General features: G+C 64.1%; 23 protein-coding genes and 1 tRNA gene. 13 read left to right on the top strand and 11 right to left on the bottom strand.

The window, feature by feature from the left end; genetic code table 11:
* The first annotated feature begins 116 nt into the window (after positions 1-116).
* Entirely contained in the window at positions 117-1,247 is a 1,131-nt protein-coding gene (locus ACSYDV_RS07975; protein WP_438323261.1) for an ABC transporter ATP-binding protein, read from the top strand.
* 4 nt (positions 1,248-1,251) lie between these two features.
* Complete coding sequence (locus tag ACSYDV_RS07970; RefSeq protein ID WP_438323259.1) at positions 1,252-2,733, top strand: DMP19 family protein; 1,482 nt, start codon at positions 1,252-1,254, stop codon at positions 2,731-2,733.
* A 42-nt stretch (positions 2,734-2,775) separates the two neighbouring features.
* Here ACSYDV_RS07970 and ACSYDV_RS07965 read toward each other — a convergent pair whose 3' ends face one another.
* The 4 genes from ACSYDV_RS07965 to ACSYDV_RS07950 all read right to left on the bottom strand — a co-directional run bounded on the left by ACSYDV_RS07965 (position 2,776) and on the right by ACSYDV_RS07950 (position 6,980).
* Entirely contained in the window at positions 2,776-3,714 is a 939-nt protein-coding gene (locus tag ACSYDV_RS07965) for a DUF808 domain-containing protein (protein ID WP_438323258.1), read from the bottom strand.
* Positions 3,715-3,734: 20 nt separating this feature from the next.
* Positions 3,735-5,108, bottom strand: coding sequence for an aspartate aminotransferase family protein (locus ACSYDV_RS07960; protein ID WP_438323257.1), 1,374 nt, complete (start codon positions 5,106-5,108; stop codon positions 3,735-3,737).
* Positions 5,109-5,224: 116 nt separating this feature from the next.
* Positions 5,225-5,965, bottom strand: coding sequence for a gamma-glutamyl-gamma-aminobutyrate hydrolase family protein (locus tag ACSYDV_RS07955; protein WP_438323256.1), 741 nt, complete (start codon positions 5,963-5,965; stop codon positions 5,225-5,227).
* Between the two features lie 43 nt (positions 5,966-6,008).
* A complete protein-coding gene (locus tag ACSYDV_RS07950; RefSeq protein WP_438323255.1) occupies positions 6,009-6,980 on the bottom strand; it encodes a glucokinase in 972 nt (323 codons plus the stop codon).
* 155 nt (positions 6,981-7,135) lie between these two features.
* Between ACSYDV_RS07950 and ACSYDV_RS07945 the strand changes: the two genes are divergently transcribed.
* The gene (locus tag ACSYDV_RS07945; RefSeq protein ID WP_438323254.1) at positions 7,136-7,996 is read left to right on the top strand and encodes a class I SAM-dependent methyltransferase; all 861 of its coding nucleotides are present in this window, start codon (positions 7,136-7,138) and stop codon (positions 7,994-7,996) included.
* A gap of 45 nt (positions 7,997-8,041) precedes the next feature.
* Positions 8,042-8,467 (top strand): GNAT family N-acetyltransferase, encoded by a 426-nt coding sequence (locus tag ACSYDV_RS07940; RefSeq protein ID WP_438323253.1) that lies wholly within the window; start codon positions 8,042-8,044, stop codon positions 8,465-8,467.
* A 104-nt stretch (positions 8,468-8,571) separates the two neighbouring features.
* Here ACSYDV_RS07940 and ACSYDV_RS07935 read toward each other — a convergent pair.
* The 6 genes from ACSYDV_RS07935 to ACSYDV_RS07910 form a co-directional block, all read right to left on the bottom strand.
* A tRNA-Arg gene (locus tag ACSYDV_RS07935) sits at positions 8,572-8,648 on the bottom strand.
* Between the two features lie 44 nt (positions 8,649-8,692).
* Complete coding sequence (locus tag ACSYDV_RS07930) at positions 8,693-9,220, bottom strand: DUF1254 domain-containing protein (protein WP_438323252.1); 528 nt, start codon at positions 9,218-9,220, stop codon at positions 8,693-8,695.
* A gap of 1 nt (position 9,221) precedes the next feature.
* Positions 9,222-9,797 carry a DUF1214 domain-containing protein gene (locus tag ACSYDV_RS07925; protein ID WP_438323251.1) on the bottom strand — a complete coding sequence of 192 codons (576 nt, stop codon included), beginning with the start codon at positions 9,795-9,797 and terminating at the stop codon, positions 9,222-9,224.
* 79 nt (positions 9,798-9,876) lie between these two features.
* On the bottom strand, positions 9,877-12,537 hold the full coding sequence (ppdK, locus tag ACSYDV_RS07920) for a pyruvate, phosphate dikinase (protein ID WP_438323249.1): 2,661 nt from the start codon (positions 12,535-12,537) through the stop codon (positions 9,877-9,879).
* A 111-nt stretch (positions 12,538-12,648) separates the two neighbouring features.
* Positions 12,649-14,955, bottom strand: coding sequence for a glycine--tRNA ligase subunit beta (glyS, locus tag ACSYDV_RS07915; protein WP_438323248.1), 2,307 nt, complete (start codon positions 14,953-14,955; stop codon positions 12,649-12,651).
* Entirely contained in the window at positions 14,952-15,833 is an 882-nt protein-coding gene (locus tag ACSYDV_RS07910; RefSeq protein WP_438323650.1) for a glycine--tRNA ligase subunit alpha, read from the bottom strand. Before ACSYDV_RS07910 ends, glyS begins: the two co-directional genes overlap by 4 nt.
* Positions 15,834-16,189: 356 nt before the next feature.
* Here ACSYDV_RS07910 and ACSYDV_RS07905 point away from each other — a divergent pair, with 356 nt between their 5' ends.
* The 9 genes from ACSYDV_RS07905 to ACSYDV_RS07865 all read left to right on the top strand — a co-directional run bounded on the left by ACSYDV_RS07905 (position 16,190) and on the right by ACSYDV_RS07865 (position 23,165).
* Positions 16,190-16,402: a helix-turn-helix transcriptional regulator gene (locus ACSYDV_RS07905; protein WP_438323649.1), complete on the top strand. Its 213-nt coding sequence runs from the start codon at positions 16,190-16,192 to the stop codon at positions 16,400-16,402.
* 159 nt (positions 16,403-16,561) lie between these two features.
* Positions 16,562-16,846 (top strand): hypothetical protein, encoded by a 285-nt coding sequence (locus tag ACSYDV_RS07900; RefSeq protein WP_438323247.1) that lies wholly within the window; start codon positions 16,562-16,564, stop codon positions 16,844-16,846.
* Positions 16,847-16,911: 65 nt separating this feature from the next.
* On the top strand, positions 16,912-17,838 hold the full coding sequence (locus tag ACSYDV_RS07895; RefSeq protein ID WP_438323245.1) for a TraB/GumN family protein: 927 nt from the start codon (positions 16,912-16,914) through the stop codon (positions 17,836-17,838).
* A 53-nt stretch (positions 17,839-17,891) separates the two neighbouring features.
* Entirely contained in the window at positions 17,892-18,734 is an 843-nt protein-coding gene (locus ACSYDV_RS07890; RefSeq protein ID WP_438323244.1) for a TraB/GumN family protein, read from the top strand.
* 13 nt (positions 18,735-18,747) lie between these two features.
* Positions 18,748-19,182, top strand: a complete 435-nt coding sequence (locus ACSYDV_RS07885; protein ID WP_438323243.1) for a hypothetical protein — start codon at positions 18,748-18,750, stop codon at positions 19,180-19,182.
* Positions 19,183-19,449: 267 nt separating this feature from the next.
* Positions 19,450-20,082, top strand: a complete 633-nt coding sequence (locus ACSYDV_RS07880) for a 50S ribosomal protein L25/general stress protein Ctc (RefSeq protein WP_438323242.1) — start codon at positions 19,450-19,452, stop codon at positions 20,080-20,082.
* A 72-nt stretch (positions 20,083-20,154) separates the two neighbouring features.
* A complete protein-coding gene (pth, locus tag ACSYDV_RS07875) occupies positions 20,155-20,724 on the top strand; it encodes an aminoacyl-tRNA hydrolase (protein ID WP_438323241.1) in 570 nt (189 codons plus the stop codon).
* Positions 20,721-21,131, top strand: a complete 411-nt coding sequence (locus ACSYDV_RS07870) for a GNAT family acetyltransferase (RefSeq protein WP_438323240.1) — start codon at positions 20,721-20,723, stop codon at positions 21,129-21,131. Before pth ends, ACSYDV_RS07870 begins: the two co-directional genes overlap by 4 nt.
* Before the next feature lie 156 nt (positions 21,132-21,287).
* Complete coding sequence (locus ACSYDV_RS07865; RefSeq protein WP_438323239.1) at positions 21,288-23,165, top strand: PhoX family protein; 1,878 nt, start codon at positions 21,288-21,290, stop codon at positions 23,163-23,165.
* 78 nt (positions 23,166-23,243) lie between these two features.
* On the opposite strand, the gene ACSYDV_RS07860 is transcribed toward ACSYDV_RS07865, so the two are convergent.
* A complete protein-coding gene (locus ACSYDV_RS07860; protein WP_438323238.1) occupies positions 23,244-23,906 on the bottom strand; it encodes a CAP domain-containing protein in 663 nt (220 codons plus the stop codon).
* Positions 23,907-24,049: the final 143 nt, after the last annotated feature.

Here is a 24,049-nt window from a genome sequence, read left to right as displayed (position 1 = left end):
CTAACCCGTCGCCCCCGCGAAGGCCGGGGCCGTTATCGGCTTGCTCCCGCGACGAAGCCCAATGCTGCCACCGGCCCCCGCCTTCGCGGGGGCGACGCGAATATCAGGATCTTGTCATGACCGACCCCGCGCGCCCGATCATCCAGATCCAGAATGTCTCCAAACGCTTTGGCAAGGTGACCGCGGTCGACAATGTCAGCCTCGACATTCTTGCCGGCGAGTTTTTCGTGCTTCTCGGCCCGTCGGGTTGCGGCAAGACGACCCTGCTGCGGATGATTGCAGGGTTCGAGCTGCCGTCCGAAGGCAAAATCCTGATCGACGAACAGGATATGACGGGCATTCCGCCGAACAAGCGGCCGGTGAACATGGTGTTCCAGAGCTATGCCGTCTTCCCGCACATGAGCGTCGCCGACAATGTCGCCTATGGCCTGAAGATCGCCGGCGTGAAGGGTGGCGAGGTCAGGGACCGCGTTGCCGAGGCGCTGGAACTGGTCAAACTCGGCGGGTTCGAGACGCGCATGCCCGACCAGATGTCGGGCGGCCAGCGCCAGCGCGTCGCACTGGCGCGCAGTCTGGTGATGCGCCCCAAGGTGTTATTGCTCGACGAGCCGCTGTCCGCGCTCGACGCCAAGCTGCGCGCGCAGATGCAGTTCGAGCTGTCCGAATTGCAGGAAAAGGTCGGGATTACCTTTGTCACCGTCACCCACGATCAGGACGAGGCGCTGTCGATGGCGTGCCGGATCGGCGTCATCAACAAGGGCGAGGTTGCGCAGCTTGCGACCCCGTCGGACCTGTACGAATATCCCGCCAACCGCTTCGTCGCTGATTTTGTCGGGTCGGTGAATATCTTCGAAGGCAAGCTGACCCTCGACGATCCCGACAAGGCGGCGGTCGATTGCCCGGGGCTGGGCAAAGTCTATCTCAACCACGGGGTCACCGGCCCGCATGGCGCCGATGTGTGGATCGCGCTGCGCCCCGAGAAAATCTATCTCCACGTTCCGGGCGAAGGGAAAGCGGTCAAAGCCGCGGCGCAGGATGCGCCCGACGGCTATAATTTCGCGCGCGGCAAGATCAAAGGCATGAGCTATCTGGGTGACATCACCCTGTTCGAGATCGAACTGGAATCGGGCGCGCGCATCCGCGTATCGCGCCCGAACCTGTCGCGCCACGATCAGGAGGATTTCACCTGGGACGACAAGGTGAGCATGCACTGGCGCGCGGATAGCCCGGTGGTTTTGCTGGGGTAGTTTCGTGCGATCTCTGGATTTAACTGTACCAGAAATACTGGTCACGCGGGTCGAGTTCGGCGCGCGCGATCCCGATACCCTGCCCGACGCGGTGGTTCGATTCTGTAATTGGTGCCTCGAAGAAGCGCGGCTGGTCCGGGAGAACGTCCAGCCGGACGCATGGTTAATCTACCACTCCAGCTTCTACATCGGACAGGTTAAAAACGGCGGCCACGGTCAGTTCGCCAGCAATTCGGAAATGGAACCGGGTGTGCTGAACGATATCGAAGCCGGGCTCGACAGGCTCGAACTCAAAAACCTGCTCGCTATCTTTCAACGGTTCAGGAACAGGCTAGGCAGCGACCCGGACTTGGCAAGGGTGGTCATCGATGGCGCTGGCTTTGGCGATATTCCGGACGCGATCAGTGAATTGGACGATGCGTTCCATGACTCGTCGGACCTTGACTGCTTTTCCCGGCAGGCAACGAACTGGTTGAGACAGGCGTCCACTGTGATTGCATTGACTCCGCGGGAGCTTCGGGAGCGTCAAAAGGCGATCATGGCCGGCAACGCATTGCCGGACCGGCAGCGCACGACCGGAACCTCGCAATCGCCGTGGATGCGACTGACCAATTTTGCAGCCCGTCTTCTGGAAAAGGCCGCCGCACAACGTCCTGACGAAACGATCTTCGATCAAAAGCTGCGCAGCATTGCCGCGGATCGGCCCCGGGAGTGGCAGATCAGCGATATACAGGGGGGTCTGATTCAGGAAGTCTATCCGGCTGTCGCCGATGGAGACCATGAACGGATCGATAGAATATTCGCCGGATTTCGCGACCTCCATGCTCACTACCGGATCAGTTCGACTGACCGCTGGCCCGACACCATCCGGATGTACGCGTCCAAGCTGCTCTATGCCGGCGAACGGCTGGCCCGACCCGATCTGCTTGAGCAAGCAGCAGACGCCTTCGGACAAACCATCGCGACAGGGGCGATCTACAAATATGATGCCGGCTTTGATTGGCGCTCGCTCGGCCAGTCGCTCGTCCAGCTTGGGCGACTTTGCGAAAATCGCCTGCCGGGCGTGCGTGAGGCCGTGGATGCGTTTATCAACGCTTTGGCGGCGGATGCCTCTCAACTCGATCTGTATGGCTGTCGGGTACGCAGCATCCTTGGCCGCGCAGAGGCACATCTCGTCCTTGCGGCGAACGGCGGCAGCGCGGAACAACTCGACGCAGCGCGCGATGCGCTGGTGGAAGCACGGCCGCTCCTTCGACCTGACGACCGGAATCACTGGGGCGTGGTCAATGCCGAACTGCTATCCCTGTTACCGCCCGCCAAAGTTCCCGCGCGCGAGCGTGCGAGTGCCGTGCGCCAATTGGGTATCGCAATCACTTGGGAAACAGAGAATGATGGCGGCGATCAGGCGAACCCTCTTCGCCTGCAACGTCTTCGACGGCTATTGATCCTGTTGGAAAGAGAGCAGTCAGGCATCGTGAACGCCTGAGTACGAGCGTCGGCTCGTCAACTTTCCAATCGGCGCGCGGGGTCAGTGCGCCGCCTTCTTGCCCGGCAACAGATGCAGTACGCCAACAATTACGCCGCCGAGCAGCAACCCGAACACGCCAGCGCCGCCCGCGTTAATCAGCCATTCCCACAGTCCGGCGCCCGGCAGATTGCCTGCGACGGCATGCGCGAAATCGTGGAGGCCGTGGCCGATGTTGCCGATGCGATATTCGTCGAGGCCGTGGATGAAAATCTGGCCGCCGACCCACAGCATCGCCGCGGTGCCGATCAGTGCGAGTGCGGCGAGCAGCTTGGGCATGAAGGCGACGAGGCCGCGCCCGATCGCGCGCCGCGCGCTATTGCCTTCCTTCGCCATGTGCAGGCCGATGTCGTCCATCTTCACGATCAGGCCGACGACGCCATAGACGGCAATGGTGATGGCGATGGCCACCACTGCGAGCGTCGCGGCGCGCATGGCGAAATGTTCGTCGATGACTTCGTTGAGCGCGATCACCATGATTTCGCCCGACAGGATGAAATCGGTGCGCACGGCGCCCTTTACCATCGCCTCTTCATGATCCTGATCGGCGACGATTTCGGCGTCCTCGGCGAGGGTTGTCTTGTCCTTTTGCAGCGAATGCAGCACCTTTTCCGCGCCCTCGAAGCACAGATAGGCGCCGCCGAGCATCAGCAGCGGGGTGATCGCCCACGGCACGAAGGTCGAGAGCAACAACAGCGCAGGCAGGATCAGCACCAGTTTGTTGAAGATCGACCCCTTGGTAATCCGCCAGATTATCGGCAGTTCGCGGTCGGGAGTGAAGCCGGTGACATAGCGCGGCGTGACTGCGGTATCGTCGACCACAACCCCCGCGGCCTTCACCCCCGCCTTCGACGCGGCGGCACCGATATCGTCGATGCTCGCCGCCGCGACCTTGGCAATCGTCGCGATATCGTCGAGCAGGGCAAAAAGGCCTGAAGGCATAGGGTGTTGAGCTTTCCTGTTTAGAGTGCACGGAGGCGCGGCAGCACCTCATCGAGCGATTTGCGGATGATGGCAACCATCTCGTCAATCTGGTCGGTCGAAATGACCAGCGGCGGGCACATCACCAGACTGTCGCGAATGCCGCGCACCATCAGGCCGCTGGCGATACACGCATCGCGCGCCATCGGTCCCGCCGTCCCTTCGGCACCACCGAAGCGCGCGCGCGTCGCCTTGTCTGCGACGATCTCGACCGCGCCGAGCAGGCCGATCGAGCGTGTCTCGCCGACCAGCGGGTGATCGTTCAGCGTCGCGAGGGCTTTGGCCAGATGCGGACCGGTGATATTGCCCGTGCGTTCGACCAGCCCTTCGCGCTCGATGATTTCGATATTCTTGAGCGCGACCGCCGCGCAGACGGGGTGGCCCGAGTAAGTGAAGCCGTGGACGAAATCGCCGCCGGTCTTCAGCACCTCGACGATGTGGCTCGCGACTGCGGTGGCCGAGATCGGCAGATAGCCCGAGGACAGGCCCTTCGCCATCGGCATCAGATCGGGGGTGAAGCCCATCGCTTCATGCCCCCACATTTTGCCGGTGCGGCCGAAGCCGCAGATGACTTCGTCGGCGACGACGAGCAGGCCATATTTGCGCGCCACCGCCTCGACCTTCGGCCAATAGCCCTTCGGCGGGATGATGACGCCGCCGGCGCCCTGCACCGGTTCGCCGATGAAGGCGGCGCAGTTTTCGGGGCCAACCTCGAGGATCTTGTCCTCGATCGCCGCGACGCAGGCGTCGCAAAATTCCTCTTCGGTCATCCCCTGCCCTTCGCCATAGGCATAGGGTTGGCGGACATGTTCGACGCCGGGGATCGGCAGATCGCCCTGCGCGTGCATCGCCTTCATCCCGCCGAGCGAAACGCCCGCGACGGTCGAACCATGATAGGCGTTCCAGCGGCTGATGAAGACGGTGCGCTTTGGCTCGCCCTTCAGCTTCCAATAGTGGCGGACCATGCGGAACACGGTGTCATTGGCTTCGCTGCCCGAGGCGTTGAAGAAGATGTGCGGCAGGCGGTTGCCGGTGAGGCTGGCGATTTTCGCCGCGAGGGTCACCGTCGGCGGCGTCGCGGTCTTGAAGAAGGTGTTGTAAAAGGGCAGCTCGCGCATCTGCGCCGCCGCGGCCTCGACCAGCTCCTCGCGGCCATAGCCCACATTGACGCACCAGAGGCCCGCCATGCCGTCAAGGATGCGGTGGCCGTCGCCATCGTGGATATAGCAGCCCTCGGCATGGGTGATGATGCGGCTGCCGCCCAGCTGTTCGATTTCGGCCCAGTCGGCCTGCGCGGGCAAGTGGTGGGCGACGTCGAGGCGGCGCAGTTCGGCGATGTCGTGATTGCGGGGCATGGAAAACTCCTGAATTTTATAGGCTGTTCGTATCGAGCGAAGAAACGAGCTGGCCTGTGATCAGGGCGAGAATCCGAGCCGCGCGAGGTAGCGGTTATAGCGGGTGATGCGGCGGTTCATAAAGCGCCCCGCAACGCCTGACCGAGCAGGCGGAAATAGACCTGGCTCTGTTCATTATCGCCGGTCGCCCATTCGGGGTGCCATTGCACCGCGAGAAGGGGCGCTCCGTTCGGGCGGGCGCTATAGGCCTCGATAAGGCCGTCGGGGGCTTGGGCTTCGACGGTCAGGCCTTTGGCGAGGCGGCCGACGCCTTGATAGTGAACCGAATTGACGTCGAGCGACGCGGCGCCATAGGCCGATGCGAGCAGGCCGCCCTCGATCAGATCGACCTTGTGGCTATGATCGAACATTGCGTCGAAATCGACGCCGTCGGGGGCGTGATGGTGGAGCAGCGCGTCGCTTGTCGATGTATCACGGCGTAGCGTGCCGCCGAGCGCGACGTTGATTTCCTGAAAGCCGCGGCAAATGCCGAACAGCGGTCGCTGCGCCGCGATCACCGCCTCGACCAGTTCCAGCATCATGCGGTCGCGATCGCGGTCGAACGGCCCCTCGCCTGCGCTGTCATCGCCATAGCGCGCGGGCTCGACGTTCGAGGGGGTGCCGGTGAGCAGCACGCCGTCGAGCCGCCCGACAACCTCGCGCGCGTGCATCAGGTCGGGCAGAGACGGGATGATCAGCGCGGCGCAATCGGCGTAGCGCATCGCGGCGGTCGCATAGCGATTGACCACCGTCTGCGCGACCTCGGTCCCGACCATGCGGTTGCAGGCGATGATACCGAGGACGGGGCGTTCTGCCATGCTGCCAAGCTGCCGCTTTTAGCGCCGCAGCGCCAGCAGAATTTCAGTCATATTGGCGCGCGAAGGCGGCGGCGGCGCCGAACAGGCCGGGTTGCGGGTGGGTGATCAGCTTGACCGGAAGCGCGGCCATGAAGCCCTCGAACCGCCCCTTTTCGACGAAGCGTTCGGGGAAGCCCGACACGATCAGGCTGTCGCGAATGCGCAGCCCCAGCCCGCCGGCGATCACGACGCCGCTTGCGCCCTGCGCGAGCGCAAGGTCGCCGGCGACGCTGCCGAGCGACAGGCAAAAGCGGTCGACTGCCGCAGCGGCGAGACTGTCCGCCCCGCCCAGCGCATTGGTCCAGATCGCCTTGTCGTCGAGCGGAGTCACGGCGCGCCCTTCGAGCCCGGCCAGCGTCTCGTAGATATCGACGATGCCCGGCCCCGACACGACGCGCTCGATCGACACGCGGCGGTGCCGCTTGCGGAGGCGCGCAAGAATGGCGTCCTCGATGCTGTCGAGCGGCGCGAAGTCGATATGGCCGCCCTCGGTCGCCTGAACGCGATAATCGGCGCCATCGCGCCAGATATGCGCCACGCCGAGGCCGGTTCCCGGGCCGAGAATCGTGATCGTGCCGGTGGCGGGAAGCGGCGCATCGGGGCCGGTCAGCCGCTCGAAATAAGCTTCGTCAGCCTGCGCCACGGCATGGCCGACCGCCTCGAAATCATTGACCAGCACATGGCGATCGACGTTCAGCTTCTCCCCCACCAGCGCCGGGCGGATGATCCAAGGATTGTTGGTGAAGCGGATGATCTCGCCGCGCGTCGGTCCGGCGATGGCGATCGCGACCGCGCGCGGCAGTGCGCCGCCCTGCTGGCGTTCATATTCCTGCCACGCCCGCTGGAAGCTGGCGTGATCCTTTGTATGCAGCGTCGTCGCTTCGCCGAGCGCGGTCACGCGGCCGCCTGCGACCTGAGCAATTGCAAATCGCGCGTGGGTTCCGCCGATATCGACCGTGACGATGGCTTCGCTCATGACTCTCCCCTGCCGATCCGATCCCCGGCGTTCCATCTGACGGGAATGTCGCATGGCCCCCACCGATGCAACAAGGCATAGCTATGCGCCGCCGCTTGCACTTCGGGCGCCGGCACCCTAATTGCGAATCATTCTTAATTACTGGAGACCCGATCGTGACGACAGCGCAGAAAAAGCCAACCCACGACTGGGACGGAAACAGTGGCGACAATTGGGTCACCCACCAGATGCGGCTCGACCTGATGCTTCAGGCGTTCGGCGACGCGGCGATGGAAGCCGCCGCAGCGCAAGCAGGCGAGCAAATTCTCGACATCGGCTGCGGCGCCGGTGTGACCAGCTTTGCGCTGGCGGAGCGCGTTGGGCCCGCTGGCCACGTGCTGGGCGCCGACATATCGCCGCAACTGATTGCGCGAGCGCGCGCGGATACGCCCGAGGGTGCCGCCGTCGAGTTCCAGCTCGCCGACGCCGCGACCGCGCCTTTCCCCCAAGCCGCCTTCGACCTGTTGTTTTCGCGGTTCGGGGTGATGTTCTTTGACGACCCCGTCGCAGCATTCCGCCATATGCGAAGCGCCATCAAGGCTGGCGGACGGCTGGCCTTCGTCTGCTGGCGCGGAGCGCAGGAGAATGACTGGGTCCGCCTGCCGATGGCGGCCATCCGCGACATGGTGCCGCCCGTCCCCGCCGATCCGACGGCGCCCGGCCCCTTTGCCTTCGCCGATGCGGCACGCATTTCGGGGATATTGGCCGACGCGGGCTTTGACGAAATTGCGATCGCGCCGTTCGACACCAGCATTCCCTATGGCCATGGTGCGACGCGGGACGAGGCGATCGACGATGCGCTGGAACTGGCGTTCGCCGTTGGCCCGCTGTCGCGCGCGCTGGCGGGGCAGCCCGACGAGGTGCGGACGCAGGCCGCCGCAGCCGTCCGTGCGGCCTTTGCCGCGCAGCCCGGCGAGACATCGGTATGGATCGACGGTGCGGCGTGGATCGTCACGGCGCGCAACCCCGGGGCATAGCGCAGCGGCGTTGCGGCGCGGGCCGGCGCATTCTATCCGTCGGCCATGCAAATCACGATCAAATCGCTTCTCTCCATCACCGAAGAGGAAGGCACCGCCCTCGCCGCTCCGCTGCTGGCCCATAATCGGGCGGCGTTCCCGGACGCGGACGCACAACCCGTCTCGCTGGTCCTGGAAGCGGACGGCGAGCGGATCGAAGGCGGGCTGTGGGGTGAAATCCTCTATGACTGGCTGCGTATCGACATCGTCGCGGTGCCCGAAGAGTTGCGCGGCACGGGCATCGGAAGCCGATTGATGGCCGAAGCGGAAGCGGCGGCGGTCGAAGCGGGATGCGAGGGGATTTGGCTCGACACATTCTCGTTTCAGGCGCGTGCCTTTTACGAGAAACTGGGCTTCGTCATCGCGGGAGAAATCCCAAACCATCCCCGAGGGGAAAGCCGGTATTTTATGCGGAAGCCCTTGCCCGGCTGAGGGCGTTGCCATTGCCCGGCTGAGGGCGTTTCCGTCGCAAGACGGCCGCACCAAGCGGGCTGCAAAGCCTGCTTTTCAGCCAGTTTTCATGATGAAAAGGGAAATGGTGCACCCGGAGCGATTCGAACGCCCGACCCTCAGATTCGTAGTCTGATGCTCTATCCAGCTGAGCTACGGGTGCGTGGTGAGGGGCCTTTACGGGGTGAGTTGCAGGGGCGCAACCCCCTATTTCAGCTTTGTGACCATCGCGCAGGAAGATTGTCGCCGCGCGGCGTCGAGCTGACCAATTTCCGACGGATCTTTCAGCAAAAGACGAATGAGCGCGATACCGCGATCATGGTCGGTGCGGACGGTTTCGACGCCTGCCGGCACCGCCTGCCCTTCGCGCGCGACGATGATTCGATAGGGCTTGCCCGCCGCCTCGACATCGTTCCGGACGAAAATGACGTCGGTCGCCGCATCGAAGATGCTGAGCGAGCTGTAGCGGCCCGGCACCGGAGCCACGTCGATCGCCAACGGCCCCGCCGACAGATCATAGGGGCAGCTGGAATAGGCCAGGTCGGGACTGGGGCGCACCACCGGCTGGCGGTCCGGGTTGGCGAGATTGCCATAGGCCATGCGGTTGATGCCGCCCTGCCCGAGGCGGTCGAGCGCGACGTTCATCAAGCCATAGGGGATGGCGGCGATCGCGGCACAGGCCGTGGCGACCGCGACGATCAGGCCGAAAACAACAGGTCCGAGCCAGTTACGCATCTCAGCAGCCCTCCTTCACGATGCGCGGGAGGACGGCTTTGGCGGGATCGGCCCGAAAGCCGCCGCCGGGGTTATACATGCGCAAGGTCAGGTGAAAGACTTGCCCTTTGGTGCCGGGGAGCCAGGCGCCGCTCGCGGGCCTGTCTGGCGCGATCGCCACCCTCCACTGCCCTTTGTCGTCGAGAGCGACATTGGCGCCGTTGACCGACCAGATTTTCGCGTCGTTAGCCACCAGATAACCCGCCGCGTCATAGAGCGTGACGCTCCACCAGCGCGCATCGAGCGGGGCGCCCGACAGGCTGTAGCGGCAATTGCCATCGAGCGGAGCGCCCGCAGCGTCGCTCTTCGCCGACCAATAGACGGTTTCCTTTGCGGGCAAGGCCAGCAGCCCCGCCCGTGCCACGGCGGCGCGGGTGACCGGATCGGTCGCCTTGGTGCCGTAGCCGAGCGAAGTGGTCCACGGACCATTGACGATCTGACCGTCGGAAAGGCCGCGGCCAGTGATCGCCCATGCGGCGCCGAGGCCGACCGCGAGGCCGCCCACCAGAGTCATCGCATAGCGGTGCCAGCTTTTCATGCGCCCCATCCCCTCTGTCGCGAGGTGAGCGGCCCATTTTCCGTCACCCCGGCTTTCGCCGGGATGACGGGAGGGAAAACTACCTCGTCTTCAATGCCGCCTGTGCTGCCGCCAGACGTGCGATGGGCACACGGTACGGCGAGGCGCTGACATAGTCGAGACCCGTTTGTTCGCAGAAATGGATGCTCGGCGCGTCGCCGCCATGCTCGCCGCAAATGCCCAGCTTGACGTTCGGGCGCGTCTTGCGGCCGCGATCGGCGGCAATTTCGATCAACTGGCCGACGCCCTCGACATCGAGGCTGACGAACGGATCGGTCAGGAAAATCCCCTTGTCGACATATTGGGTGAGGAAGCGGCCCGCATCGTCGCGGCTGATCCCGATTGTCGTCTGCGTCAGATCATTGGTGCCGAAGCTGAAGAATTCGGCGCTTTCGGCGATCTCGCCCGCCATCAGCGCGGCGCGCGGCAGTTCGATCATCGTGCCGACGAGATAGGCGATCTCGCGGCCCTTTTCTTCGAACACTGCCTTTGCCTGCGCATCGACGACCGCCTTCATCAGATCGAATTCCCGGCGCGTCGCGACGAGCGGGATCATCACTTCGGGAATCGGCGCCGCGCCGGTTTCGGCGGCGACGTCGCACGCCGCCTCGAAGATCGCGCGCGCCTGCATCTCGTAGATTTCGGGATAGGTGACGCCGAGGCGGCAACCGCGATGGCCGAGCATCGGGTTGAATTCGTGCAGTTCGTTGGCGCGTGCCTTCAATGCCTCAATCCCGACGCCTGCCGCTTCGGCGACGACGGCGAAATCCTCTTCGCGTGTCGGCAGGAATTCGTGCAGCGGCGGATCGAGCAGACGGATGGTGACGGGAAGCCCCGCCATCACCCGGAAAATCCCGGCAAAGTCGCCGCGCTGTTCGGGGAGCAGCTTGGCAAGCGCGACGCGGCGGCCGTCTTCATTCTCGGCGAGGATCATCTCGCGCACCGCGGTGATGCGCGCAGCGTCGAAGAACATATGCTCGGTACGGCAAAGGCCGATACCCTCGGCGCCGAAGTCGCGCGCGACCTGTGCGTCGGCGGGGGTTTCGGCGTTGGCGCGCACCTTCATGCGGCGGACCTTGTCAGCCCACACCATCAGCGTGCCGAAGTCGCCGACAAGTTCGGGAAGCAGGGTCGGAACCTCACCCGCCATCACTTCGCCGGTCGACCCGTCGAGGGTCAGGATATCGCCCTCGCGAAGCTCACGCCCGGCGACACGCAGGACGCGTGCATTGCCGTCGATCGCCAGCCCGCCGGCGCCCGAGACGCAGGGGCGGCCCATGCCGCGTGCGACAACCGCCGCATGGCTGGTCATCCCTCCGCGTGCGGTCAGGATACCCTTGGCCGCGTGCATGCCATGAATATCTTCAGGGCTGGTCTCGACGCGGACGAGGATCACGGCTTCACCCATGCCGGCGGCCTTTTCGGCACTGTCGGCGTCGAACATGATCTTGCCCGATGCGGCGCCGGGGCTGGCCGGCAGCCCCTTGGTCAGCACGTCGCGCGGGGCGTTGGGATCGAGCGTCGGGTGAAGAAGCTGATCGAGCGCGCCGGGATCGACGCGGCCCACGGCCTCTTCTTCCGTGATCAGCTTTTCGGCCGCCATATCGACCGCGATCTTCAGCGCCGCCTTTGCGGTGCGCTTGCCCGAGCGGGTTTGCAGCATCCACAATTTGCCGCGCTCGACGGTGAATTCGATGTCCTGCATGTCGCGGTAATGGCCTTCGAGCCGGTCGAAGACCTGACCCAATTCGACGAAGGTTTCGGGCATCGCCTCTTCCATCGACAGCGGCTTGGCGCCCGCCTTTTCGCGCGCCGACTTCGTCAGATATTGCGGGGTGCGGATGCCGGCGACGACGTCCTCACCCTGCGCATTGATCAGCCATTCGCCGTACCAGGCGCGCTCGCCGGTCGCGGGGTCGCGGGTGAAGGCGACGCCGGTGGCCGAGGTGTCGCCCATATTGCCGAACACCATCGCCTGCACATTGACCGCGGTGCCCCATTCGGCGGGGATCGAGTTCAGGCGGCGATAGACTTTCGCGCGATCGCTTTCCCAGCTGGCGAAGACGGCGCCGACGGCGCCCCACAGCTGGTCCTTCGGCTCCTGCGGGAAAGGCGCGCCGGTTTCGCGTTCGACGATCGCCTGATATTCGGCGACCAGTGCCTGCCAATCCTCGGCCGACATGTCGGTGTCGAGGTAGAAGCCGCGATCTTCCTTGGCGATTTCCAGCGCCTCTTCAAATTCGGCATGGTCGAGACCCATGACGACATCGGCATACATCTGAACGAAGCGGCGATAGCTGTCCCACGCGAAGCGCGCGTCGCCCGACGCCTCGGCCAGGCCGACGACGGTCTTGTCGTTGAGCCCGAGGTTGAGGACGGTGTCCATCATCCCCGGCATCGACACGCGCGCGCCCGAACGGACCGAAACGAGCAGCGGGTCGGCGGCGTCGCCGAAAATCTTGCCGGTGATGCCCTCGATATGCGCGATGCCCGCGGTGACGTCTTCGATCAGGCCCGCCGGGAATTGCTCGCCATTGGCATAATAGGCGGTGCAGACGTCGGTGGTGATCGTAAAGCCCGGAGGCACCGGCAGGCCGATCGAGGCCATTTCGGCGAGGTTAGACCCCTTGCCGCCCAGCAATTCCTTCGAGCGTTCCGCGGTCGTCGCGTCGCCGCCGAACAAATGCACCATCTTCGTCATTTCATGCTCCTGCTGCCCCGGGGAGGAGGTTGGCGGGGGGATAGGGTGGAGAAAGCGTATCGTCGATTCAGTTTTACTTCGTGCGGTATAAGGGGGGCGGCATAGCCCCTATCAGCCCTCGATCTTCGAGAAATCGGCGACCCCGTGCACCGCTGCGGTAAATCGTGCGAGCAGGCCGAGGCGATAGGCGCGGACGGCTTCGTCGGGGTCGTTGACCATCACACCCTCGAAGAACGCGTCGATCGGCGCGCGGAGCGACGCGAGCGCGGCCATGGCGTCGGTGAAGCGTTCTTCGGCGACTGCGGCCGAGGCTGCGGGTTCGGCAGTGTCGAGAGCCTTGAGCAAGGTCGCGTCGGCGTCGGTCGGTGGGGTTGCGGCGGCGGCGCCGCTGACCTCCCCCGCCTGCTTCAGGATATTCGCCGCGCGCTTGTAGCCTGCGAGCAGGTTGGTGCCGTCGTCGGTTGCCATGAAGGCTTGGAGCGCCTTCACGCGGGCGAGCAGACGGACGAGATCATCCTCGCCGCCGAGCGCGAACACCGCGTCGATGAGGTCGTGACGGACGCCGGCTTCGCGTTGCTGGACTTTGAGGCGGTCGGCGAAGAAGTCGAGCAGGCTCGGCAGGCCATTTTCATCTGCTCGACGAGCGAACTCTCGCAGCCAATAAAATTTGATAAAGTCGCCCCCCAAATCAACGGGCTTTTCTTCCGGCTCATCAAGGTCGATCAGCTTAACCGATTTCCAAGGCTCTCCTTCAAAACGGAAGTTCGTTTTGTCCCCCTTATCGGACTCCTGAAAGCGTTCATCGCTTTGGGTGCGCAGAAGCTTAATCGCGTGGCAGATGACAGCCAAAAGCGAAAAGCGGAGGCCATTATCAATCGTCGTTGTTTCAGTTGAGATGCACGCGCGCCTCAACGCAAACGGATCCTTTGAACCCGTCGGTCGCTCTTCAATTGTGAAGAAGGCGATCAAGGTATCCAGCTTATCCGCCAACGCCACGGCCACCGTCACCGGCGCGGTTGGGACGTCGTCGCCCTGCCCTACCGGCTTGTAGTGATCGCGGATCGCGTCGGCTACCGCATCGGGCAGGCCTTCAACGCGGGCGTAGTAGCCGCCCATCAGGCCCTGGAGTTCGGGGAATTCGCCGACCATTTCGGTGACGAGGTCTGCCTTCGCGAGGCGAGCGGCGAGTTCGGCCTGATCGGCCAATTCCTCTTTCGTCACCCCCGCGGAGGCGGGGGTCCCGCTTACCGGCGTTGAAGCGGGATTCCCGCCTTCGCGGGAATGACGGGGTTGAGATACGACAATGCCCTCTTCCACCAACCAGCGCGCGAGCTTGGCGACGCGCTCGACCTTGTCGGCGACGGTGCCGAGCTTTTCGTGGAAGGTGATGTTCGCGAGCTTTTCGGCGTGCTGCGCGAGGGTCTTTTTCTGGTCCTGTTCCCAGAAGAAGCGCGCGTCGGACAGGCGTGCCGCGAGGACTTTCTGGTTGCCCGCGACGATTTCGGCGCCGCCGTCGATCGCGGCGATGTTCGCGGTGCAGACGAAGCCGTTGGCGAGCTGGCCCGCCGCATCGTTCACGACGAAATATTTCTGGTTCACGCGCGCGGTGAGCTGGATGACCTCGGGCGGCACAGCGAGAAAGGCTTCGTCGAAGCGGCCGAGCAGCGGCACCGGCCATTCGGTGAGGCCGGCATTTTCGACCACCAGACCTTCGTCGGCGACAAGGCTCAACCCGGCGTCGGCGGCAGCCTTGGCGGCGCCGTCGCGGATGATCGACTGACGTTCTTCATGGTCGACGATGACGTGGCAGGCGCGGAGCTTTTCGGCATAGTCCGATGCCGAACCGATCGTGATCTCGCCCGGGCAGTGGAAGCGGTGGCCGCGCGTCGCGAAACCAGCAGCAATTCCGCTCACTTCACATGGCACAAGCTCTTCGCCGAAGATGGCGACAATGCCCGACAGCGGGCGGACCCAGCGCTGGCTTTCGCTGCTGGCGCTGTCCTTGCCCCAGCGCATCGACTTGGGCCAGGCGAAGGCGCGGACGATCGCGGGGATCGCCTCGGCCAGCACTTCGGCGGTCGCGCGGCCGGGCTTGTCGATGACGGCGAACCACGTGCCGTCGCGGTCTTCGAGCTGATCCTGCGTCAGGCCGGTCTTGCGAAGGAAACCTTCGAGCGCCTGCGGCGGCGCGCTGCTGCGCGGGCCTTTGAGTTCTTCGCTGACCGCGGCGGTCGCTTCGGGAAGCCCCTTGGCGATCAACGCGAGGCGGCGCGGGGTCGACCAGATGGTGAGATCGCCGGCTTCGAGGCCGGCGGCGGTTATTTGCGCGCGGAACAGCTTTTCGAGTTCGGCGCGGGCGCCGGCCTGCATGCGTGCGGGAATTTCTTCCGAGCGCAGTTCGAGCAGAAAGTCAGTCACAGCGTCCACCCCGGATATTTTGCGGTCCAGCTTTCGGACTGGCTGTCGATCCATGCCTTGCAGCTGCCTTTGGCGAGGTCGCGGACGCGGGCCATATAGTTGGCGCGTTCCTGCACGCTGATTACGCCGCGCGCCTGAAGCAGGTTGAAGAGGTGGCTTGCCTCGATCGCCTGATCATAGGCGGCGAGCGGGACGTTCGCGGCGATCGCACGCTTGCACTCTTCTTCGGCGGCCTTGAAGCCTGCGAACAAGGTGTCGGTGTCGGCGACCTCGAAATTCCATTTCGAGAACTGCTTTTCATTCTCGAGGAAAACGTCACCATAGCTCAGTCCCGCGACGTCGCCGACGGGGTCGGAGAAGCGCAAATCGTACACATTGTCGACATTCTGGATATACATGGCGAGGCGTTCGAGCCCGTAGGTCAGCTCGCCCGCGACCGGCTTGCAGTCGAAACCGCCCATTTGCTGGAAGTAAGTGAACTGGGTGACTTCCATCCCGTCGCACCAGACTTCCCAGCCGAGACCCCATGCCCCCAATGTGGGCGATTCCCAGTCGTCCTCGACGAAGCGGATATCGTGGAGCAGCGGGTCGATGCCGATCGCCGCCAGCGAACCCAGATATTGTTCCTGAAGATCGGCCGGCGAAGGCTTCAGGATCACCTGATATTGGTAATAATGCTGGAGCCGGTTCGGGTTCTCGCCATAGCGGCCGTCGGTCGGGCGGCGGCTGGGCTGAACATAAGCGACATTCCACGGTTCGGGACCGAGGCTGCGCAGCGTCGTCGAGGGGTGAAAGGTCCCCGCCCCGACGCGCATGTCATAAGGCTGGAGAATCGCGCAACCGCGCGCGCCCCAATAGGCGTGGAGCGTCAGGATCATGTCCTGAAAGCTGAGGCTTTTCTTCGCTTCGGCGTCGGCCACGGCCGCAATTCCTTCGCAGGTGCAAAAATCGCCGCCGCCTTGGCGCAGCGCGGCCGTAGGGTCAAGGGGACAGCGGCTTTCGATCCCGCACCATGTCATGCTCACGAAACTTTTTGTCAGGTCTTGTTGATACAGTCAGCGACTCATGTCATTTAGTCAACAACACCTGACACAAGGTCAGGAGGACATGACAGGAGACAATTTATGTGCCCCATGACTTGGACGCCGTTCCGGGATCAGGTCATCAGCGCGGAGAGGCTAAGGACATGGCTTTGCTTGCCGAATTCCCGCCGCACCGCCCTCTGCTGACCGCCGTGGAGAACCGACTGAAAGTCCTGCGCGCGATGCGGAACTGGAGCCAGGCCGAACTGGCCGACCGGCTGGACGTTTCGCGACAGGCAGTGAATGCGATCGAAACGGGGAAATATGACCCCTCGCTTCCCCTCGCCTTCAAACTCGCCCGCCTGTTCGACATGCAGATCGAGGAGATTTTCGACGATGGCTTTGAAGGATCAAACCATGACTGACACCGGAAAGCCTGCGAAGCGCCCCATGTCACCGCGCCGGAAGCGTTACCTGACGGCAATCGGGCTTTCCCTGGCCATCGGCGGGCTGATCGGCATATGGAAACGGGCCGTCAACCCCGCGGCCCAGGACACTTCCCCTTCTGTTTCTGGGCTTCTTTTTTGGGCGATGCGACGCTCACCACCGGCTTTGCGATCGGCGCATCGGTTCTATGGGCGATCGGATTGGCAATATGCATCCCGCTGTTTCATCGTTCGGTCGACGATCATGAGGAACGCGCGCTGCTCTGGGCCGGCCTCGCCGCATGGTACGCCTTTGCATTGGCCGCGCCCGTCTGGTGGCTTCTTCACGGCGCCAGTCTGGCCCCGCCGGTCGACGCAATGCTGCTGTTTACCGGATCGATCATCGTCAACGCCGTCGTTTATCTGTGGTTCAAGTTCCGCTGACCCGGCGCCGCCACCCTTCCCTCTTTGCAATCTTGCGCTACATTGCTGAAAGAAAGACATCTCCCATGAAGACGCTTTTTCGTACCCTTGCCGCCAGCTCCGCGATCATTTCCTTTGCCGGCTTCGCGTCGACCCCTTCCATGGCCGCAGAGGCGGTGGCGGCGCCCGCCGCCGCAACCACCGACGCCGACCCCGCGCTGTGGGTGGTGAAGGACGATGACACCACCATCTATTTGTTCGGCACTATCCATGTGCTGAAACCCGGCCTCAGCTGGTTCGACGCCGCGGTCAAGGACGCCTTCGACAAGTCCGACCAGCTGATGCTGGAAATGGTGATGCCCGAGGATCAGGCCGTGCTGGCGAACACCACCATGGAGCTTGCCGTCGACAAGAGCGGCAAGACGCTGTCGTCGCGGCTGAATGCCGACGAGCTTAAAACCTATCAGGCCGCGTTGGGAAGCCTGGGCCTGAAACCGGCCCAGCTCGACATGTTCGAGCCGTGGTTCGCGGCGGCGACGCTGTCGATGCTGCCGCTGGGCAAGCTGGGTTACGACCCCGAGCAAGGCGCCGAAAAGCTGCTGACCCGTTTCGCCAAGGATAGCGGAAAGCCGATCCTCGGCCTGGAAACGCTGACCGAGCAGTTGAGCTTTCTCGACACGCTGCCCGAAGAAGCGCAGGTCAATTATCTGAACACCGTGGTCCGGGATATCGACAAGGCCGGACCGATGCTCGACAAGCTGGTCATGCAATGGAGCAAAGGCGATCCCGAGGCACTGGCGGCGACGATGAACGAAAGCATGGCCGATACGCCCGAAGTCACCAAGGCGCTGCTGTGGGATCGCAATCAGCGCTGGGCCGATCAGCTGAAGGCGCGGATGGACAAGCCGGGCACGGTGTTCGTCGCGGTCGGTGCGGGCCATCTGGCGGGTGAAAAGAGCGTGCAGGATTATCTGAAGGAACGCGGCCTGACCGTGGAGCGGGTTGCATATTGAGGATTGGGACTTTCCGTTCCGGACATCGGGGTCGCCGCCTTGCGGCGGCCCTTTTGCCGTTGCTGATCGCCGCATGCAGCGCCGCCGAACCCGGCCCGCAGGCACGCCCCGCAATGTGGCTGGTCGAAGATAGCGACACGCGCATCTATATGCTGGGCACGATGCACGCATTGCCGCGCGGCACCGACTGGGACGACGGCAAGGTTGCGGGTGCGATCGCCGCGGCCGATGAGCTGGTGCTGGAACTGTCGCCTGCGGAGCTGTCAACTGCGGGCGGCATATTCGGTGAGCTGGCGCCGCGCAGCGTACCGCTGGCGATGGAAAAGCGTCTGCCGGCCGACGCCCTTGCCGGCTATCGCACGCTGGAGGCGAGCGGCGGCAATTTTGGCGGCGACAAGCTCGACGACTGGGCGGTGATGGTCTTGATGGGGCAGCGCGTCGCGCAAAAAGCCGAACTGATGCCATCGCAAGGCGTCGAAGCCGGCCTGACCGCCGCGTTCGAGGCGGCGGGCAAACCCGTCGGCGGGCTGGAAACCGCAAGAGAACAGCTGATGCTGTTCGAAACGCTCGACCCGCAAACACAGCGCACGCTGCTGACCCGCGCGGCAGCCAAGGCCGACAAGGCGGTGGAGGATGTCGACGCGCTGACCGCCGCATGGGCACGCGGCGACATTGCGGCGCTGGAGCAAGTAATCAACGAAGATGTCGAAGTCGTTCCCGCAGCGCGCAAGGCGATCATCACCGACCGCAACCGGCGCTGGAGCGCGTGGATCAAGCAGCGGATGGAACGACCGGGAACGGTGATGCTGGCGGTCGGCGCGGGACATCTGGTCGGGAGCGACGGCGTGCCGACGATGCTGGAGGCCGAGGGGATGAAGGTGACGCGGGTGCAGTGATGGGGTGGCGATAATGGACGAGGTAGCAATAGCGCGGGAAGCGGACGTTGCCAGTTCCGCCGTCAAATGGTTAGATACTCCCATGAAGTCGGAAACAGGCAAGCTACCGAAAGGGCACAGCTACCCTCTCAAACCCACCTTTCTTGAGGAGGCGCTTACAAGCGCCGGTATCGTTATCGAAACGCACTTGATGCGGAGCCCGGGAAATCTGTTCGACGCGCATTTCTGGCCGGCGAACCAGAATGTGCCGTCTGAGAGGCTTTATATTCGCGCCGGATCGGTGCCGATCGAAGAGGCTGCAAATGCACGTCGCCGGCTTGAAAATCATGCAGTGCCTACACTTGTTAATTGGGTCTGCGGCATATTAGCGCTGGATCGGGAATCGCCTGTGCGGCGCGAGAAGCAGAATTTAAGTTTACAGGCTTTTCTGTCTTCTGCCGGTCGTTAGCGACCGGTCCTCACTCGCCATCCCGGGCTTAACCCGGGATCCCGCTTTTTGAGGCTCCACCAGCGCTTGACTTCAAGCGCGACCCCGGATCAAGTCCGGGGTGACGATGATGGATAGGGCAGCCTCCGGTAGTTCGCGGCCATCTCGGCGCCCAACTTCGCACCGGCGCTTGCATTTTCGTCGCTTCCTCGCTAAGCGCCGCGGCTTCCGTCCATGGTCATCCCTGGAGGCGTGGCGGACTGTGAAATCTATACTCGGAGAAAAATGATGAGCGACCAGCTGGTGCTGTCGGCCGAGACGCGTGAACGGGGAGGCAAGGGAGCCTCGCGTGAACTGCGTCGTAGTGGCCGCGTCCCCGCCGTTGTCTATGGCGGCAAAGAAGAACCCCTGATGATCCACGTCGAAGAAAAGCTGCTGATGAAGCAGCTGATGACGGGTCACTTCATGAATTCGGTCGTCATGATCGAAGTCGGCGGCAAGCAGATTCGCACGCTGCCCAAGGACGTCGCTTTCCATCCGGTCAAGGATCGCCCGATCCACGCCGACTTCCTGCGCATCTCGAAGGATGCCAAGGTCACTGTCGCGGTTCCGGTCGTGTTCGCAAACGAAGAAGCCTCGCCGGGCCTGAAGCGCGGCGGCGTGCTGAACATCGTTCGTCACGAACTGGAACTGATCTGCGACGCGGCCAACATCCCCGATGACATCGCGATCGACGTCACCGGCTTTGACGTTGGCGATTCGATCCACATCAGCCACGTCAAGCTGCCCAAGGGTAGCGAAAGCGCGATCACCGATCGCGACTTCACCATCGCGACGATCGTCGCTCCGTCGGCTCTCAAGTCGACGTCGGGCGATACGACGGTTGACGGCGGCGAAGCTGCTGAAGGCGACGAAGCCTAAACGAACCTGGACCCGCCCCTCCCCCTTTGCGGGGAGGGGCGATCCGCACGCGGCCCCGAGAAAGGCGACGCCATGCAATTATGGGTCGGCCTCGGCAATCCCGGGCCCCAATATGCGATGCACCGTCACAATGTCGGCTTCATGGCCGCGGACGTCATCGCCGATGTTTACGACTTTCCCGCGCCCGCGAAGAAATTTCAGGGCTGGATCCAGGATGGCCGCATCGGCAACCAGCGCATCCTGTTGCTGAAACCCGGAACCTTCATGAACGAAAGCGGCCGCAGCGTGCGCGCCGCGATGGATTTCTATAAGCTGGCGTCGCAGGACGTGACCGCTTTCTATGACGAGCTCGACCTCGCGCCGATGAAGGTGAAGGTCAAGCAGGGCGGCGGCGCCGCCGGGCATAACGGCATCCGCAGCATGATCCAGCATATCGGCGAGGATTTCCGCCGCGTGCGCATCGGCATCGGCCATCCGGGGCACAAGGATCGCGTCACCGGCCATGTGCTGGGCAATTACCACAAGAGCGAGATGGAACCGCTGATCGACCTGCTCGGCGCGATCGCGGCCGAAGCGAAATGGCTTGCCGACGGGAATGAGGTGCGGTTCCAGAGCGATCTGGCGCTGCGGTTGCAGGGATGATCAGCTTGCGGGCCGCGGCGGAAAGTGATGCCGACGCGGTGATCGCAATCTGGCAGGCCTGCGACCTTACGCGCCCCTGGAACGACCCCCGCGCCGATTTCCTGCGCGCGCTTGAGCATTCAGCCTCCACCATCTTCATCGCCGAACGCGGCGCCGACATCGTCGGCACGGCGATGACCGGATTCGACGGCCATCGCGGGTGGATTTATTATCTGGGGGTCGCCCCCGATCATCGCGGTCAGGGCATTGCGCGGCAATTGCTCGATCACGCCTGCGGCTGGTTGAAGCATCGCGGCTGCCCGAAGGTCGAATTGATGCTGCGCGAGGGGAATCCCGCGGCGGGGCTGTACGAACAGCTTGGCTGGGAGTTGCAGCCGGTGCGCGTTTTCGCGCGGTGGCTGGGCTGATATCGATCGCCGCGACCGGCAGCGTCACACAAGCGTCACCAAAATCATCCCGTTCGGACATGTTCAAGCAATCACGCTGACACGTCCCCCTGTCATCGGGGCCACCTCATCGGGACATTCAGTCCCGGGGCCCAACCGAAAAAACAGGGGTACTGCATGTCACATCTTACCGACGAAGCGCGCGCACCATTTCGCCGCGATACCGACGACCTCGGCGGCGCGAATAGCCTGGAGGCGATCGTCGCCCAAAACCCGACGCGCCGCACCTTGCTGCGCAGCGGCCTGTTCGGACTGTCGGTGATCCCCGTTGCCGCGCTCGCCGGTTGCAGCGACGACGATGGCAAGCCGCCCGTCACGGTCACCCCCACACCGACCCCGACGCCCACGCCGACCCCCACCCCCGCGCCGAGCTATGCGATCAGCTTTGCCGGGGTCGCCGCGAACCAGGATGACAAGGTCACCGTACCCGCAGGTTATACCGTCGATGTGCTGCTGAAGGCCGGCGATTCGGTCGAGGCCGGCGCGCCTTACGCGGGCAGCTTCCCCGCCAGCCCCGCCGTCGCCGAGAAATGGGCCGGCGGCAATCACGACGGCATGGAATATTTCGCCCTGCCCGGCGTCGACGCCAATGCCGGCGGCCTGCTGGCGATGAATTTCGAATATCCCGATTTCAACATCCTGATGGCGGGCAGTTACAATGCCGCGACCGCGACCGCGGATCAGAAAGCGATCGCGTTGTCGGCGGTCGGGATCGGCGTCGTCGAGGTCGCCAAGGGCGGCGACGGCAAATGGGCGGTCAAGCCCGGGTCGACCTATAACCGCCGCTATACCGGCAACAGCAGCTATCGCGCCGGCGGCCCCGCCGCGGGCCTGCTGTCGGGTTCGATCAAGGGAATGCTCAACAATTGTTCGAGCGGCCGCACCCCGTGGGACACCTATCTGACCTGCGAGGAAACCACCGACAATTACCTCGACCCGACGCAGCCCGCGCGCGATTATGGCTGGGTGGTCGAGATCGACCCGCTGCGCGAACTGGCGGCACCGACGAAGCGCACCGCAATGGGCCGCTTCAGCCACGAGAATGTCGCCTATATGGCGAGCGCCGAACGCCGCGTCGCTTTCTATATGGGCGATGATTCGACCCCGGGCTGCATCTATAAGTTCGTGCCCGAACGCGCCTATAGCGCCACCAACCGCGCCGCGAACACCGACCTGCTGGATTATGGCACGCTCTATGTCGCGCGCTTCAACGGAGACGGCACCGGCGAATGGCGCGCGCTGACGGTCGGGCAGAACGGCCTGACCGCCGGCGCGTCGGACCCCGGCAATGTCAGCCAGAGCACGACCCCGCCGACCCCGGCGATCGTCAACTTCAACAACCAGGCCGATGTGCTGATCAATTGCGCGTCCGCCGCACGCGTCGCTGGCGGCACCGTGATGGACCGCCCCGAATGGCTGACCGTCGCGCCCGACAACAAGGCGGTGTTCGTCACGCTGACCAACAACAGCGGCCGCAGGGTTACCGACGCCGCCAACCCGCGCGTTACCAACCTGCACGGGCATATCATCAAGTTCCGCGAAGAAGGCGATTCGCCGCTGGCGACCAAGTTCAGCTGGGAAATCTTCCTGCAGGCGGGCAGCCCGACGCTGGCAGCGGGCGGCAGCAATCTGGTGGGCGATATCAAGGGCGACACCTTCTCCAGCCCCGACGGGCTGCGCATCGACCCGCAGGGCCGCCTGTGGGTGCAGACCGACCATAGCGTTCCGGGCAATTCGGGCGTCGCGGGAACGACGATCGACGGCGCATTCGGACATAATGCGATGTTCCATGTCGATCAGGTGAGCAAGCAGTCGAAACGCTTCCTCGTCGGGCCGGTGGGCTGCGAGATCACCGGGCTGGCCTATACGCCCGACCTCAAGACCTTCTTCGTCAACATCCAGCATCCGACGGGCGACTGGCCGGTAGCCGGCGAGCAGCCGCGGTCGTCGACCGTCGTCGTGCGGCGGACCGACAGCCAGCCGGTCGGCAACTGATCGCGGCGCCGGAATCATCCGGCGGCGCGCGGAACGGCCAGTCTTCTCCCCCGGGGGCTGGCCGTTTTCCAACCCTGCCTAATCTGGCCGGGCCGCAGGCCGCTTCGGCGGCGGCGGAGCCGATCCGTCGGGGGTTTCGGACAGCATGATGACGCACATCGTGCGGTGAACGCTGTGGCGGCCACATGCGGCGCCGGCATAGCGATAGCGTGCCTCGAGCAGCGCAAAGCGATGGCCGCGTCCCGGAACGCCATCGTCGATCAGCAACTGATCGATCACCGAGACGGGATCGCCATGACCATAGGTAATCACTTCGCCGACGTAGCGGCCGCCGCCCCGCGCGATCGCCCGCTCACCCGGACCGCGGCCGCGCGAGCGATGCCCGACCTCGCCCGAGCGCGATTGCGCCGCGACATGGTCGGCGGCCGCACGTGCCAGTACCTCCCCGCGCTCCAGCGTCGCAACCGCGCGCGCGCGGCGCAGCGCGGCAACCGCCTCGTCGAGCGCTGCAACGCCCTCATGCGTTTGAATGTCGATTTCGTCCTCATATCGGCCGAGCAGGATGTTGCCGTCATAGCGATCGCGCGATTCGGCGAGTTCGCGTCCATAGGCAGCGGGGTTGGCGCGCAGCGCGTTGAGTTCGTCCAGCACATCGGCCTCGAACTCACTCGCCGCGGTTGCAGAGACGGCGGCGGCTGCGGCAATCGCCGAGCCGGCCAGGACAAGATATTTCCATCGCATAATGACGCGCCCTTTTTGCCCCCTGCGCCGGGCGATAGCCTGTTCATAATGAACAATTGGCAACAACGCCGCGCGGTCTGGGCTGGCAAAAAGCGCGCGAACCGGCTAGCGGGCCAGCAAATATCGCGTCCGCGCGGCGCCAG

Origin of the sequence: Sphingopyxis selenitireducens (assembly GCF_051550705.1) — a bacterium.
In the GTDB taxonomy this organism is placed as follows: domain Bacteria; phylum Pseudomonadota; class Alphaproteobacteria; order Sphingomonadales; family Sphingomonadaceae; genus Sphingopyxis.
This window is presented reverse-complemented; position numbering and strand designations above follow the sequence as displayed.

What these genes read in the sequence shown, in the direction of transcription:
- ACSYDV_RS07950 (WP_438323255.1), bottom strand. Translation starts at nt 6,980, where the DNA reads ATGAGCGAAGCCATCGTCACGGTCGATATCGGCGGAACCCACGCGCGA.
- ACSYDV_RS07925 (WP_438323251.1), bottom strand. Translation starts at nt 9,797, where the DNA reads ATGAAAAGCTGGCACCGCTATGCGATGACTCTGGTGGGCGGCCTCGCG.
- ACSYDV_RS07940 (WP_438323253.1), top strand. Translation starts at nt 8,042, where the DNA reads ATGCAAATCACGATCAAATCGCTTCTCTCCATCACCGAAGAGGAAGGC.
- ACSYDV_RS07880 (WP_438323242.1), top strand. Translation starts at nt 19,450, where the DNA reads ATGAGCGACCAGCTGGTGCTGTCGGCCGAGACGCGTGAACGGGGAGGC.
- ACSYDV_RS07910 (WP_438323650.1), bottom strand. Translation starts at nt 15,833, where the DNA reads ATGATCCTGACGCTCCACGCCTATTGGGGCGCGCGCGGTTGCGCGATT.
- ACSYDV_RS07960 (WP_438323257.1), bottom strand. Translation starts at nt 5,108, where the DNA reads ATGCCCCGCAATCACGACATCGCCGAACTGCGCCGCCTCGACGTCGCC.
- ACSYDV_RS07870 (WP_438323240.1), top strand. Translation starts at nt 20,721, where the DNA reads ATGATCAGCTTGCGGGCCGCGGCGGAAAGTGATGCCGACGCGGTGATC.
- ACSYDV_RS07975 (WP_438323261.1), top strand. Translation starts at nt 117, where the DNA reads ATGACCGACCCCGCGCGCCCGATCATCCAGATCCAGAATGTCTCCAAA.
- pth (WP_438323241.1), top strand. Translation starts at nt 20,155, where the DNA reads ATGCAATTATGGGTCGGCCTCGGCAATCCCGGGCCCCAATATGCGATG.
- ACSYDV_RS07885 (WP_438323243.1), top strand. Translation starts at nt 18,748, where the DNA reads ATGGACGAGGTAGCAATAGCGCGGGAAGCGGACGTTGCCAGTTCCGCC.
- ACSYDV_RS07965 (WP_438323258.1), bottom strand. Translation starts at nt 3,714, where the DNA reads ATGCCTTCAGGCCTTTTTGCCCTGCTCGACGATATCGCGACGATTGCC.
- ACSYDV_RS07860 (WP_438323238.1), bottom strand. Translation starts at nt 23,906, where the DNA reads ATGCGATGGAAATATCTTGTCCTGGCCGGCTCGGCGATTGCCGCAGCC.
- ACSYDV_RS07895 (WP_438323245.1), top strand. Translation starts at nt 16,912, where the DNA reads ATGAAGACGCTTTTTCGTACCCTTGCCGCCAGCTCCGCGATCATTTCC.
- ACSYDV_RS07955 (WP_438323256.1), bottom strand. Translation starts at nt 5,965, where the DNA reads ATGGCAGAACGCCCCGTCCTCGGTATCATCGCCTGCAACCGCATGGTC.
- ppdK (WP_438323249.1), bottom strand. Translation starts at nt 12,537, where the DNA reads ATGACGAAGATGGTGCATTTGTTCGGCGGCGACGCGACGACCGCGGAA.
- ACSYDV_RS07930 (WP_438323252.1), bottom strand. Translation starts at nt 9,220, where the DNA reads ATGCGTAACTGGCTCGGACCTGTTGTTTTCGGCCTGATCGTCGCGGTC.
- ACSYDV_RS07865 (WP_438323239.1), top strand. Translation starts at nt 21,288, where the DNA reads ATGTCACATCTTACCGACGAAGCGCGCGCACCATTTCGCCGCGATACC.